Here is a 14247-nt window from a genome sequence, read left to right as displayed (position 1 = left end):
ATCTATATTCCTCCAGAAACATCAATTGAAATTCCTGTAGTAAAGCTGGATTCATCACTTACTAGCCAAGCAATTGCCGCAGCCACTTCTTCAGGCTGCCCACCTCGTTTAAGGGGAATACGGTCTTTTAATCTATCAACACGACCAGCTTCTCCCCCCGACTCGTGTATATCGGTATAAATAAGCCCTGGTCGTACACCATTAACGCGAATACCGTCTTCTGCCACTTCCTTTGCCAAGCCAATAGTTAAGCTGTCTACCGCTCCTTTCGATGCAGCATAATCAATATATTCCCCAGCAGAGCCTAATCGAGACGCCGCAGAAGACACGTTGACAATAACGCCTCCTTTTCCACCACGTAACTGAGACATTCGCAAAACCGCTTCTTTCGCACAAAGGAAACAACTCGTCACATTAGTGATTAAGGTTGAATTTATTCGCTCTACTGACATATCAACTAATTTACTTTGTTGATACAAAATGCCTGCGTTATTGACTAGCACCGAAGGTGTACCAAGCACATTTTCTAGTTGTTGAAATAGCCCTTTAACGTCATTTTCGCAGGACACATCAGCTTTAATCGCTATAGCGTTTTGTCCCAAAGCCACAATGTCAGCAACAACCCTGTTAGCTGCATCTGAATTTTCTAAATAATTCACACCAATATCGTAACCGTCTTTTGCTAAACGAATTGCAGTGGCTGCACCAATACCGCGACTTGCACCTGTTACCAAAGCTACTTTATTCACATCCAATCCTTTATTCTTTACTAGGCCACTAAAAAGCAAAAAGCGAACCTAAGGTTCGCTTTTGAGATAATTACTGATTTAGCTGAATAAAGCTAGAGGTATTGTACTTCTACAATTTCAAACTCTACTGTGCCTGAAGGAGTTTGAATATTGGCAACGTCATCTAACTCTTTACCAATTAACCCTCTGGCTATTGGAGAGTTAACAGAAATAAGGTTGTTTTTAATATCGGCTTCATCGTCACCAACAATGCGATAAGTGGTTTCTTCTTCACTATCCACATTTAAAATAGTCACGGTAACACCAAAAATAACTTTACCGGTATTTTCCATTTTCGTGACGTCAATGATTTGTGCGTTAGACAATTTGCCTTCAATATCTTGAATACGCCCTTCACAAAAGCTTTGTTGCTCTCTAGCGGCATGGTATTCAGCATTTTCTTTCAAATCACCGTGTTCTCTGGCATCAGCAATAGATTGAATGATACGAGGACGAGTGACTGATTTAAGCTCATTAAGCTCTTCACGTAACAGCTCTGCACCTTTGGCTGTCATAGGATACTGGCTCATAATTTTCCTTTCTTATTAGACATCTACAAAGTGAGCGCAGTAAAACTGCGCTCACTTTGGTTTACATCTTTAGAGTTTACCCTTTCTAAAGGCGAGCGTGAAGCTCTTGTACAGATGTGACTTTATTTCTATCGTCAGCCGTATGCGCTTTAATGGTTGCTCGAGCGCCGTTCATTGTCGTTGTGTACAAAACACGGTTCACTAAGGCTTCTCGGCGAATATACATGGAATCTGTAATTGCCTGTCTGCCTTCTGTGGTATTGATGATATAAGCATATTCACCGTTTTTGATTGCATCAACGATATTCGGACGACCTTCAGACATTTTATTCACAACAGAGGCTTCAACGCCGGCTTCCTGAAGTTCAATAGCCGTGCCTCGCGTCGCTTCAATTTCATAGCCCTTTTCAAACATGGTTTTAGCAAGTTCAATGGCTTTTGGTTTGTCGTTTTCACGAACCGAAATAAGCACCTTTCCTTTACGAGGAAGCGGTGTGCTGGCACCTAAGTTTGCTTTAGCATAAGCTTCTTCGAATGTGTCGCCTACGCCCATGACTTCACCCGTAGAGCGCATTTCTGGCCCTAAAAGAGGGTCTACGCCTTGGAACTTAGCAAAAGGTAAAACAACTTCTTTAACTGAGAAGAAAGGAGGAATAATTTCTTCCGTAATGCCCTGCTCTGCCAAAGACGTTCCTGCCATGACTCGCGCTGCAATTTTAGCTAATGCCACACCGGTCGCTTTAGACACAAAAGGAACAGTTCTAGCGGCACGAGGGTTGACTTCAATTAAGTACACTTCGTTGTCTTTAATGGCAAACTGTGTATTCATCAACCCAATTACGCCTAATTCCAACGCCATCGCTTTCACTTGCTTGCGCATGACATCTTGGATTTCTTGGCTTAAAGTATATGCAGGTAAAGAACACGCTGAATCGCCCGAATGGACACCCGCTTGTTCAATGTGCTCCATGATACCGCCAATAACAACGTCTTTACCGTCGCAGATTGCATCGATATCAACTTCAATAGCGTCATCTAGGAATCGGTCCAATAAAACCGGTGAGTCATTAGACACTTTTACCGCTTCATTTAAGTAGCGTTTCAAATCTTTGATGTCGTAAACAATTTCCATGGCTCGACCACCTAATACATAGGACGGTCTTACGACTAAAGGAAATCCAATACTTTCAGCATTTTCCAACGCTTCTTCAACGTTACTGACTGTGGCATTTGCCGGTTGCTTAAGGGCCAATTTATCAACCATGTGCTGGAAGCGTTCTCTGTCTTCCGCACGGTCAATAGCCTCAGGAGAGGTACCGATAATAGGTACACCATTAGCTTCAAGCTCACGCGCCAATTTAAGCGGCGTTTGACCACCGTATTGAACGATAACACCTTTTGGCTTTTCTACATCAACAATGGCCAATACATCTTCAAGGGTTACGGGTTCGAAATACAGACGATCAGAGGTATCGTAATCTGTAGACACAGTTTCAGGGTTACAGTTAACCATAATGGTTTCGTAACCGTCTTCACGCATCGATAGTGCAGCGTGAACACAGCAGTAATCGAATTCAATACCTTGACCAATTCTGTTTGGTCCGCCACCTAGCACCATGATTTTGTCTTTGCTAGAAGGCTGAGCTTCACACTCTTCATCATAAGATGAGTACATGTACGCCGTATCTGTAGAAAACTCTGCTGCGCAAGTATCAACCCGTTTATATACAGGAGTAATCCCCATAGCTTTACGGCTGTTTCTTACTTCAGCTTCTGTAGATTTAGTAAGTTCTGCAATGCGAATATCTGAAAACCCTTTGCGCTTTAACGAGCCCATGAAGGTTTCATCTATACCGGCTAAGCCAAGCTCGGCTATTTTTTGCTCGTTAATGATCAAATCTTCTAATTGAACTAGGTACCAAGGGTCGATATTGGTTAATGAGAACACTTCGTCTACCGACATTCCCATTCTAAATGCGTCACCTATGTACCAAATACGCTCAGCGCCTGGTTGACGTAATTCAAATACGATTTTATTTTTTGCTTCTGAATCGTCTAAATCAACAATGGGGTCAAGACCTGAGGCGCCCACTTCCAAACCGCGAAGTGCTTTTTGAAGAGATTCTTGTTGATTACGTCCAATGGCCATCACTTCACCTACAGATTTCATCTGTGTGGTCAGTCGGTCATTAGCACCAGCAAATTTTTCAAAGTTAAAACGAGGTATCTTAGTGACAACATAATCAATAGAAGGCTCAAACGATGCAGGTGTTAAACCACCTGTGATGTCGTTGGCTAGCTCATCTAGTGTGTAACCGACCGCCAATTTAGCGGCAATTTTAGCAATTGGGAAACCCGTCGCTTTTGACGCAAGGGCTGATGAACGAGATACCCTAGGGTTCATCTCGATAATCACCATACGTCCCGTTTTCGGGTCAATACCAAACTGCACGTTTGATCCGCCCGTTTCTACACCAATTTCACGTAAAACAGCCATTGCTGCATTACGCATAATTTGAAATTCTTTGTCTGTTAAGGTTTGTGCTGGTGCAACAGTAATAGAGTCACCGGTATGCACGCCCATAGGATCGAAGTTTTCAATGGTACATACGATAATGCAGTTATCTGCTTTATCTCGTACTACTTCCATTTCGTATTCTTTCCAACCTATCAATGATTCATCAATTAACAATTCACTGGTTGGAGATAGGTCTAAACCTCGGCGACAGATTTCATCGAATTCTTCGATGTTATACGCAATTCCGCCACCGGTTCCACCCATTGTGAAAGAAGGACGAATTATACAAGGGAAACCAATACGGGTTAGCACGTCATGGGCTTGTTCCATTGAATGAGCAATTTCTGCACGTGGGCATTCTAAACCAATGGCTTTCATTGCTTTATCAAAACGCTCTCTGTCTTCCGCTTTATCAATTGCGTCAGCAGTCGCACCAATAAGCTCTACGCCATATTCTTTAAGAACGCCTTCACGCTCTAAGTCCAATGCGCAATTCAATGCTGTTTGACCACCCATTGTAGGTAGAACAACATCGGGTTTTTCTTTAGCAATAATGTGCTTAACCACTTCCCAGTGAATTGGCTCGATATACGTTGCATCGGCCATTTCAGGGTCGGTCATAATGGTTGCAGGGTTAGAGTTAACTAAAATAACTCTATACCCTTCTTCGCGCAGCGCTTTACACGCTTGCGCTCCAGAATAATCGAATTCGCAAGCCTGACCAATAACAATAGGGCCAGCACCTAGGATCAAAATACTTTTTATGTCGGTACGTTTTGGCATGAGTTCGTAATCCTACTGATTGTTTTGAGCAAGTTTCATCAGTTCGATGAAGTGATCGAACAAAGGCGCAGCGTCGTTAGGGCCAGGACTTGCTTCTGGATGCCCTTGAAAACTAAACGCGGGTTTATCTTTCAAATGTATTCCTTGCAAGCTTTTATCAAACAAAGACACATGGGTCACTTCAACATTGTCAGGTAACGATTCAGCGTCAACTGCAAAGCCGTGGTTTTGGCTTGTAATCATAACCACGTCTCGTTTTAAATCTTTAACTGGATGGTTGGCACCATGATGGCCGAATTTCATTTTTAATGTAGACGCGCCATTTGCTAAGGCTAATAACTGATGACCTAAACAAATACCAAAAATAGGAATAGAGGTTGTTAAAAGTGTCTTGATGGCTGCAATTGCGTAATCGCAAGGTTCCGGGTCACCCGGTCCATTAGATAAAAAGACACCATCTGGATTTAACTTAAGTACATCTTCTGCGGGAGTTTGCGCTGGCACTAATGTCACTTTACAGCCACGTTCCACTAACATTCTTAAAATGTTGTGTTTAGCACCAAAATCATAGGCAACAACGTGAAACTGAGCGTTTTCTAATGAACCGTAACCTTGAGTCAAAGACCAAGTACCACCGGTCCATTCTTTGGTAGATTGCGTAGACACGACTTTTGCTAAATCCATGCCTTTTAAACCAGGGAATGCCTTAGCTTTTGCTAACGCTTCATCTTCACTTAACGCGTCACCAGCCACAATACAGCCGTTTTGTGCGCCTTTATCTCTCAGGATACGAGTTAAGCGTCGAGTATCAATATCGGCAATACCGACGACGTTCTGTTCAACCAAGTATTCAGATAAGGTTTGTTCCATTCTGAAGTTACTGGCAACAAGAGGCAAATCACGAATGACCAAACCTTTAGACCAAATTTTATCCGCCTCTACATCTTCACGGTTTGTTCCCGTATTCCCTATATGAGGATAGGTTAAGGTTACGATTTGTTCTGCATAGGATGGGTCGGTAAGAATTTCTTGATAGCCTGTCATAGAAGTATTAAAAACTACTTCTCCAACAGCATAACCTGATGCTCCGATAGCGGTTCCTTTAAAAATAGAACCATCTTCTAACACCAAAAGGGCGTGATTAGCCAAGTCAACCTCCAATTTAAAGCTAACTAAAGGTTTTTATGCTTGGGATACATAAAAACCTAACTAAAATAAAGATGTACATAAAATACTCTCTTTATTTTTCTCTCTTTGCAGCTAATAAATACGTGCCTTGAGGTCAAAATAGACACTTCAAAATACGAAATTCTGGCAAATTCCGCTGATAATATAGCAAAACCTTATAAGGGTCAATAACGCTATTGTTTTTTATGAAAATAAAGGTTTCACATCATTTTTAACGTGAAACCTCTAATTTAGTCACTTTTTAGTAAAGATCCCACAAGGTCCGACATACCATAATACCCAGAATCTTGTGACCCTAACCAAATCGCTGCATTCACTGCACCTGTGGCAAACGTCATTCTGGTAGATGCTTTGTGCGTCACTTCTAAACGTTCTCCGTCACAGGCAAAAAGTGCGGTATGTTCACCAACAATATCGCCTCCACGTACAACAGCAAAACCAATGTCTTCTTTTTTCCTAGACTCGTGGGTGGTTTGGTGTCCGTAAATCGCACATTCGTCTAGGTTTCTGTCCGTTGCCTGAGCAATAGCTTCCCCAATGGCAATTGCAGTGCCCGATGGAGAGTCAAGTTTGTGCCTGTGATGAGCTTCTATAATATCGATATCAGCCATATCTCCCATAGCTTTTGCAGCTTGCTGCACCAAAGACAACATCACATTTACCCCTAGACTGTAATTTGCCGCCCAAAAAACAGGAATAGATTCAGCGGCTTTGGTCATAAGATCAAACTGGTTTTTACTGAGCCCTGTTGTACCAATCACGATGGCTTTTTTATTCTCTACACACCATGCAAGGTTATCTTCTAGCGCTTCAGGTAAGGTAAAGTCGATAAGCACGTCAACGCCACTGGCATCTATGCTTTCCAGTGTTTCGCACACTACGCCAATTGTGCCGATTCGCGCCACATCTCCAGCATCAAGACCTAAAGCTTGTGATGATTGTCTTACTGCAGCGGCCGTTAAACTGGCTTTATCAGAGGTTTGTGTCGCTTCAATAAGGTATTGGCCCATGCGGCCATTTGCCCCTAAAATTCCAAGGTTCATAGCATTCCAAATTTGTAATTACAGCGGGTCGTCACTATGCAATAAATAAGCTGAAAAGCAACCCAAATAGCACATTCTGTTAAGAATATAACCCGATAAGTTAAATAAAAAAGGCCGCTATACTGAGTATGCGGCCTTGGTATTTAGCGAGCGTTGATGTTAATTAGTTAAATCATCAAAGAACTTTTTCACGCCATCAAAAAAGCCCTGCTCTTTAGGTCTATGTTTAGCAACTTGTTTCGCGTCACCTCCCATAGACTCATTAAACTCTTGCAGTAGTGCTTTTTGTTTAGAAGACAAGTTCACCGGTGTTTCGATAACCACCTTACACATTAAGTCTCCTACACTGCCACTACGTACCGATTTAACGCCCTTGCCTCGTAATCGGAACATTCTTCCCGTTTGAGTTTCCGGACTCACTTTTAATTTTACTTTACCGTCGAGGGTTGGAACGTTGAGTTCTCCGCCAAGCGCCGCAGTTGTAAAACTAAGAGGGACTTCACAATATAAATTGTTACCGTCACGGGTAAATATTTTGTGATCGCGAATATGTACTTGTACATATAAATCACCTGCTGGCGCACCGCTTTCTCCGGCTTCACCTTCTCCCGTCAAACGAATTCTGTCACCGGTGTCAACGCCCGCTGGTACTTTGACCGATAGCGTTTTGGTCTTTTCAACGCGACCTTGACCACGACACTCGTTACAAGGGTCACTAATGATCTTACCTTTACCAGAACAGGTTGGGCAGGTTTGTTGAACCGCGAAGAAGCCTTGGCGCATTTGTACCTGACCATTACCGTGACAGGTTGGGCACGTAGTGGGCTTAGAGCCTTTCTTGGCACCAGAGCCATGACAAGGGTCGCATTCAACCAACGTCGGTACGCGGATTTCAACTTCTTTACCCCGTACAGCTTCTTCTAAACTCATTTCTAAGTTATAACGAAGGTCTGACCCTTGACGAGCACGAGACTGACGTCCGCCTCTTCCACCGCCGCCAAAAATATCGCCGAATACATCACCAAAAATGTCGCCGAAATCGCCAGCGCCTGCACCGCCACCACCGCGGTTAGGATCCACACCTGCATGACCATATTGGTCATAGGCAGCACGCTTTTGAGAGTCAGTTAACATCTCGTGAGCTTCTTGGATTTCTTTGAATTTTTCTTCTTTAGCCTTATCGCCTTGTGTGCGATCAGGGTGATATTTCATCGCAAGCTTTTTATAGGCTTTTTTGATTTCGCGCTCACTCGCACTTCTATCAACCCCTAAGACTTCGTAATAGTCTCTTTTTGCCATTCTATGTTCCTAACTTTTACTTTCGAAGGTTGTTTAACCTACGCCCTTGAGAGGATACTCAGAAGCACAAAAGGCGCACTTATTTACAAGTGCGCCTTCGCGTTCAGACTAACTTACTTTTTATCGTCGTCTTTTACTTCTTCAAACTCAGCGTCAACAACATCGTCATCAGCATTTGCAGATTGCTCTTGTGCACCTGCCCCGGCTGCGTCTGCTGCGCCACTTGCTTGAGCCGCTTGTGCAGCTTCCATCAGTTTTCCTGAAGCTTCGATTAGTGCTTGAGTTTTCGCATCAATGGCGTCTTTATCGTCGCCTTTGGTTGCTTCTTCAAGGTCAGTCAACGCAGCTTCAATAGCTTGCTTGTCTTCTTCTGACAAGGCAGCACCAGCTTCTTCAAGCTGAGTACGGGTACCGTGGATCATGCCATCAGCCTGATTTTTCGCTTGAACCAAATCTTCAAACTTCTTATCCGCTTCTTTATTGGCTTCAGCATCCGCTACCATTTTTTCAACTTCTTCATCACTCAAACCTGAAGAGGCTTGAATGGTGATCTTCTGCTCTTTACCTGTATCTTTGTCTTTCGCAGATACGTGTAAAATACCATCAGCGTCAATGTCAAAAGTCACTTCAATTTGCGGTACTCCGCGAGATGCAGGACGAATACCTTCTAGGTTGAATTGACCTAAAGATTTGTTTCCGTGAGCTTGTTTACGCTCACCTTGAAGTACATGAACCGTTACTGCAGATTGGTTATCTTCTGCCGTAGAGAAGGTTTGCGACTTCTTAGTTGGGATTGTTGTATTTTTCTCGATTAGCGCAGTCATTACGCCACCCATTGTCTCAATACCCAAAGACAAAGGAGAAACGTCTAGAAGAAGTACATCTTTCACTTCACCAGACAATACACCACCTTGAATTGCCGCGCCTACTGCAACAGCTTCATCAGGGTTAACATCTTTACGAGGCTCTTTTCCAAAGAACTCAGTCACGTATGTTTGCACTAACGGCATACGTGTTTGACCACCCACTAGGATGATATCATTGATATCACCTACAGAAAGGTCAGCGTCAGCAAGTGCTTTTTTCACTGGCTCTAGAGACTCTTTCACCATGTCTTCTACTAGAGATTCTAGTTTTGCACGGGTAACTTTAATCGCTAAATGCTTAGGACCTGACGCATCAGCAGTGATGTAAGGAAGGTTAACTTCCGTTTGCTGTGCTGAAGACAATTCAATTTTCGCTTTTTCACCAGCTTCTTTCAAACGCTGCATAGCAAGTGGATCTTGACGTAAATCTACGCCTTGATCTTTTTTGAACTCATCAACGAGGTAGTTGATCATGCGGTTATCGAAATCTTCACCACCTAAGTGCGTGTCACCGTTTGTCGCAAGTACTTCAAATGTATGTTCACCGTCAACCACATCAATTTCAATAATTGAGATATCGAAAGTACCACCACCTAAATCGTATACCGCAACAACGTTGTCGCCTTGTTTTTTGTCCATGCCATAAGCAAGGGCAGCGGCTGTTGGCTCGTTAATAATACGCTTAACTTCTAGTCCAGCAATACGACCAGCATCTTTTGTTGCTTGGCGCTGAGAGTCGTTAAAGTAAGCAGGAACAGTAATAACTGCACCAGTAACCGCTTCACCTAAATAGTCTTCAGCGGTTTTCTTCATTTTTTTCAATACTTCAGCAGAAATCTGTGGAGGCGCCATTTTTTCGCCTTTCACATCTACCCAAGCGTCGCCATTGTCTGCTTTCGCAATATTAAATGGCATAATATCGATGTCGCGTTGAACTTCTTTGTCTTCAAAGCGTCTACCAATAAGACGTTTGATTGCGAACAACGTATTGTCAGGGTTAGTCACCGCTTGACGTTTTGCAGGCTGGCCTACCAATGTTTCACCATCTGCACTGTATGCGATGATTGAAGGGGTTGTGCGATCACCCTCTGCGTTTTCAATTACTTTTGCTTTTTCGCCGTCAAGTACAGCAACACATGAATTTGTTGTACCTAAGTCGATACCAATGATTTTACCCATGTCAAAATCTCCAACTTATAATGCTTTGATGCAATTTTAGTGGGGATATTCATGATATTTTTCAATATCCCCAGTTAACTTTTATTTGTGAATTTTTATTATGCTTCTGTATCTACACCGCCAGAAGGCGCTCTAGAAACCATGACCATTGCTGGACGCAATAAACGACCATTCAACGAATACCCTTTTTGCATAACAGCCATAACAGTATTTGGTTCAAATTCACTGCTTTCTTGCATCGACATTGCTTGATGCTTTTCAGGATTAAAGGCTTCACCCATAGGGTCAACCAATTCAAATCCAAATTTTTCTACCGTATCAATAAAGCTTTTATGCGTCATTTGTACGCCTTCAAGCAAAGGTTTAACGGCTTCATTTTCACTGTCAGCAGCACTGATTGCACGCTCCAAATTATCAATAACAGGAAGTAGCTCACCAGAAAAACGCTCTAATGCAAATTTACGTGCTTTTTCAACATCAGCTTCTGCACGACGTCTAGCATTTTCAACTTCTGCTTTAGCGCGTAAAACAGAATCTCTGTTTTCACTAATTTGTGCTTTTGCGGCTTCTAATTCCGCATTTAAAGCCGCAATTTCAGCGATGGCGTCAATCTCTTCCGACACAACTTCTGCATCAGCTTCTGTTGATTCTTCAATTTCTACAGGTTCTACTGCTTCCAGGTTTTCATTTTCCTGTTGCACGTCGCGTGTATCGCTCATGCAGTCCTCCAAATAAACGTAAATCTATTCTCTTTTATATTCTGCTTGATAAAGTGGGGATAAAAATACGGGCTTCAAGGGGGAAATTGCATAATTTTCTACGAATCTATTTATTACTTAGCGGAATGCTTTCTCTTGGGTTCAAAACTCGTCTATGCTAGGGTTCAAGAAAACACCCTATTTAGAATGAATTCATGCGCTATCCCACCGTTGGCCTAATCGGTAAATCCGATCACCAAGGCACTCTTACCAGTATTCAAACCCTTGTTGATTACTTATTAAAGCAAGGTACAAAAATATTGATTGCCAATGGCATCGCCCCTGAAATAACCCAAGGTGTGGAACGTTGCACTTTAGAAGAAATCGGTAAACAGGCTCAACTAGCCATTGTCGTCGGTGGTGACGGTAATATGTTAGGCGCTGCACGTACACTCGCTAAATACGATATTCACGTGGTTGGTGTAAACAGAGGCAAGCTTGGATTTTTAACCGACATTAGCCCCGACGAAATCGAAAAACAAATCGATACCTTGTTTCTTGGCAAAAGACACGTCGAAGACCGTTTTTTATTACAAGTTGAAATTAAAAGAAACCATTCTACTGTGCACAAAAGCACTGCGCTTAACGAAGTGGTATTACACCACGGCCAAGTAGCTCACATGATGGAATTCGAAATCTACCTAGACGGTACTTTCGTTTCAAGTCAAAGAGCAGACGGTATGATAGTCGCAACGCCAACGGGCTCAACCGCTTATTCGTTATCTGGTGGAGGCCCAATCATAGTTCCCTCGCTTAATGCATTGACCCTAGTTCCAATGTTTCCCCACACGCTATCCAGCCGACCTATTGTAATTAACGCCGATTCAAAATTAAGAATGTGCGTGTCAGCAGACAACAGTGAAAGTTTACAAGTCAGTTGTGACAGCCATATCGAGCTATCCATCCAACCTGGCGACGAAGTCTTCATTGAAAAATGCGAAGATACACTAAGGTTGATACACCCTGATTCTTATGATTATTTCACCGTATTAAGAAAAAAACTAAACTGGGGAAAATAGGCGTCGATTAAAAAAACTACTTTACAATATTCATACACTGTATATATTTACACTACCACTGTATAAACATATAGTATATTTATGCTTATTCATTTATCAATTAAGAACTTTGCTGTAGTAAAACAACTCGAATTAAACCTAGAACAAGGTTTAACCGCGATTACGGGTGAAACCGGCGCAGGTAAATCCATTGCCATAGACGCCTTGGGTTTATGTATTGGTGATAGAGCCGATGCGAGTTCTGTTCGCGTTGGTGCTGAAAAAGCAGAAATTGTCGCTCATCATTCACTGGTCAATTGCGTCAATGCCAAAATCTGGCTTGAAGATAATGCCATGTTAAGTGAAGACGAACCCGATACCTGTTTTATACGCAGAGTAATTTCAAAAGAAGGTCGTTCAAAAGCATTCATTAATGGCTCTGCTGCGTCACTTGCGCAATTAAAAGAGCTAGGCATTCACCTACTTTCTATTCATGGTCAGAATACCCATCTAGCCTTATTAAAAGAAGATGTTCAACGAACCACCTTAGACAACTTTGCCAATCATCCTAAATTAATGACTTCCGTCGCTAATTTTTACTCAGAGTGGAAGTCAAAACAGCAACAGCTGCAAAAATTAGAAGATGAGAAACTTCGCAGAGCAGACCGCCAACAATTGCTTTCTTACCAAGTAAAAGAGCTCGACGAATTTGCCATTGAAGACGGTGAATTTGAAAAGCTGGAAGCGGAACATAAACGGCTTTCTTATCATCAACATTTAGTTGAACAGTCAGAACAAAGTTTGCATTTGCTGTACGATGCAGATCAACATGCCGCGCTTTCTGTAGTGCAACAACAAATAGATAGCCTTTCAGATTTAATTGAGCACGATGGCCAATTAACATCAACGGTCTCTCTATTGCAAGAATCCGCTGCTCAGCTGGAAGAAGCCATTCATGAATTGCGTCACTACACCGACTCCCTTGATGCAGACCCACAGCGTTTTGCAGAAATTGAATCTCGCTTTTCCTTAGCCGTCAGTTTGGCTAGGAAACATCAAATTCAACCTGAAGCGCTATATAGCTACCACCAAACACTCAGTAATGAGCTCGCTACACTCAGTGCTGATGAAGAAACTTTAACTACCTTAAAAGCAGAAGTGGCTTTGGCTAAAACAGATTATTTAAAACAAGCGAAAAAACTCAGTACCAGCAGACAAAAAGCCGCAAAAGCCTTCTCTGCGTCTTTGCTTGATTATGTCGCACAAATGAATATGCCTCATGCTCAGATAACATTAAAAGTGAGTTTCGATGAGAACGCAAAAGCATCGGCACTAGGGCTAGATAAAGTCTCAATATTAATTTCAGTTAATCCAGGGCAACCTCAGGGCCCTCTTGACAAAGTGTTGTCTGGTGGAGAGTTATCAAGAGTCGGATTAGCCGTTCAAGTTATCAGTTTATCTGAAGATGCAGCCCCAACACTTATTTTTGATGAAGTGGACACAGGTATCAGCGGTCCTACCGCCTCTATCGTAGGACAACTGTTAAAACGTTTAGGTCAAGATCAACAAGTATTGTGCGTGACTCACCTTCCGCAAGTTGCTGCGCAAGCTCATAACCAACTTTTTGTATCTAAATTAACCAATGGTACTCAAACAGAAACAAACGTATTACCGTTAACGCCCCAAGACAGAATTCATGAACTGGCAAGGCTACTAGCAGGCGATACGGTAACTGAAAGCGCTATAGAAAATGCAAAAGAGCTGTTAAAACAAGCCGAACAAGTAAATTAATGCATAACGAACTAAACCTTTATTGATTGGTCGTACATGAACAGGTAGCATGCGTACCTAACAGTGAGTCAGTTTACAAAATTAAGTGTTTAGGAAAGTTACATGAGATATGCGGTAGTTCTTGTTAGTTTGTTAATGTTGTCAGGATGTACCGATTGGATTTTTAGGATCGATATTCCCCAAGGAAACTTTCTCGATCAAAACTCAATTGAAGATTTACGCATCGGTATGACAAAAGAACAAGTTGTATTCGTATTAGGTTTACCTGTTGTACAAGACAGCTTTGATACTGATACTTGGTATTATGTGTACGATCTAAAACGTGGAATGAAAAAGCGCGGTAAAGATGTTCGCCAAGATATGTTTATTTATTTTGAAGATGAAAAAATTGCTCGCGTTGAGAGTGACTTAGAATTACCAGAATCGTTTTACGAACCTATCGAATAGCGGTCTTGTGTATTGATACATGGCTTGATCACATACTAACCAAGCCATGTACATTTAAA

11 protein-coding genes are annotated in these 14247 nt (G+C 42.3%); 3 read left to right on the top strand and 8 right to left on the bottom strand.

Translation table 11 applies throughout. The annotated features are described in order from the left end of the window. Positions 1-2 precede the first annotated feature (2 nt). The 8 genes from J3L16_RS07140 to grpE form a co-directional block, all read right to left on the bottom strand. Positions 3-755, bottom strand: coding sequence for an SDR family oxidoreductase (locus tag J3L16_RS07140; protein ID WP_207612208.1), 753 nt, complete (start codon positions 753-755; stop codon positions 3-5). An 86-nt stretch (positions 756-841) separates the two neighbouring features. Then, positions 842-1318 (bottom strand): transcription elongation factor GreA, encoded by a 477-nt coding sequence (greA, locus tag J3L16_RS07135; RefSeq protein ID WP_207612207.1) that lies wholly within the window; start codon positions 1316-1318, stop codon positions 842-844. A gap of 85 nt (positions 1319-1403) precedes the next feature. After that, a complete protein-coding gene (gene carB, locus J3L16_RS07130) occupies positions 1404-4619 on the bottom strand; it encodes a carbamoyl-phosphate synthase large subunit (protein ID WP_207612206.1) in 3216 nt (1071 codons plus the stop codon). A gap of 12 nt (positions 4620-4631) precedes the next feature. Next, entirely contained in the window at positions 4632-5768 is a 1137-nt protein-coding gene (gene carA / locus J3L16_RS07125) for a glutamine-hydrolyzing carbamoyl-phosphate synthase small subunit (RefSeq protein ID WP_207612205.1), read from the bottom strand. A 269-nt stretch (positions 5769-6037) separates the two neighbouring features. Beyond that, a complete protein-coding gene (dapB, locus tag J3L16_RS07120; RefSeq protein ID WP_207612204.1) occupies positions 6038-6850 on the bottom strand; it encodes a 4-hydroxy-tetrahydrodipicolinate reductase in 813 nt (270 codons plus the stop codon). Positions 6851-7009: 159 nt separating this feature from the next. Continuing rightward, on the bottom strand, positions 7010-8149 hold the full coding sequence (gene dnaJ / locus J3L16_RS07115) for a molecular chaperone DnaJ (RefSeq protein WP_207612203.1): 1140 nt from the start codon (positions 8147-8149) through the stop codon (positions 7010-7012). 113 nt (positions 8150-8262) lie between these two features. Continuing rightward, the gene (gene dnaK / locus J3L16_RS07110; RefSeq protein ID WP_207612202.1) at positions 8263-10194 is read right to left on the bottom strand and encodes a molecular chaperone DnaK; all 1932 of its coding nucleotides are present in this window, start codon (positions 10192-10194) and stop codon (positions 8263-8265) included. Positions 10195-10292: 98 nt separating this feature from the next. Next, positions 10293-10913 (bottom strand): nucleotide exchange factor GrpE, encoded by a 621-nt coding sequence (gene grpE / locus J3L16_RS07105; RefSeq protein ID WP_207612201.1) that lies wholly within the window; start codon positions 10911-10913, stop codon positions 10293-10295. Positions 10914-11107: 194 nt separating this feature from the next. Between grpE and nadK the strand changes: the two genes are divergently transcribed. From nadK to bamE, 3 genes are all read left to right on the top strand, one after another. Beyond that, a complete protein-coding gene (gene nadK, locus J3L16_RS07100; RefSeq protein ID WP_207612200.1) occupies positions 11108-11971 on the top strand; it encodes an NAD(+) kinase in 864 nt (287 codons plus the stop codon). Positions 11972-12052: 81 nt separating this feature from the next. Then, the gene (gene recN, locus J3L16_RS07095; protein ID WP_207612199.1) at positions 12053-13741 is read left to right on the top strand and encodes a DNA repair protein RecN; all 1689 of its coding nucleotides are present in this window, start codon (positions 12053-12055) and stop codon (positions 13739-13741) included. A gap of 102 nt (positions 13742-13843) precedes the next feature. After that, positions 13844-14188, top strand: a complete 345-nt coding sequence (gene bamE / locus J3L16_RS07090) for an outer membrane protein assembly factor BamE (RefSeq protein WP_207612198.1) — start codon at positions 13844-13846, stop codon at positions 14186-14188. Positions 14189-14247: the final 59 nt, after the last annotated feature.

Source organism: Alteromonas sp. 5E99-2 (assembly GCF_017368475.1).
GTDB lineage: Bacteria > Pseudomonadota > Gammaproteobacteria > Enterobacterales > Alteromonadaceae > Alteromonas_F.
The sequence above is the reverse complement of the archived record's forward strand: the minus strand, read 5'-3'. Positions and strand labels throughout refer to the sequence as shown.

Coding starts and splice junctions, on each gene's coding strand:
- greA (WP_207612207.1), bottom strand. CDS start 1,318: ATGAGCCAGTATCCTATGACAGCCAAAGGTGCAGAGCTGTTACGTGAA.
- carB (WP_207612206.1), bottom strand. CDS start 4,619: ATGCCAAAACGTACCGACATAAAAAGTATTTTGATCCTAGGTGCTGGC.
- dapB (WP_207612204.1), bottom strand. CDS start 6,850: ATGAACCTTGGAATTTTAGGGGCAAATGGCCGCATGGGCCAATACCTT.
- dnaJ (WP_207612203.1), bottom strand. CDS start 8,149: ATGGCAAAAAGAGACTATTACGAAGTCTTAGGGGTTGATAGAAGTGCG.
- dnaK (WP_207612202.1), bottom strand. CDS start 10,194: ATGGGTAAAATCATTGGTATCGACTTAGGTACAACAAATTCATGTGTT.
- grpE (WP_207612201.1), bottom strand. CDS start 10,913: ATGAGCGATACACGCGACGTGCAACAGGAAAATGAAAACCTGGAAGCA.
- nadK (WP_207612200.1), top strand. CDS start 11,108: ATGCGCTATCCCACCGTTGGCCTAATCGGTAAATCCGATCACCAAGGC.
- recN (WP_207612199.1), top strand. CDS start 12,053: ATGCTTATTCATTTATCAATTAAGAACTTTGCTGTAGTAAAACAACTC.
- bamE (WP_207612198.1), top strand. CDS start 13,844: ATGAGATATGCGGTAGTTCTTGTTAGTTTGTTAATGTTGTCAGGATGT.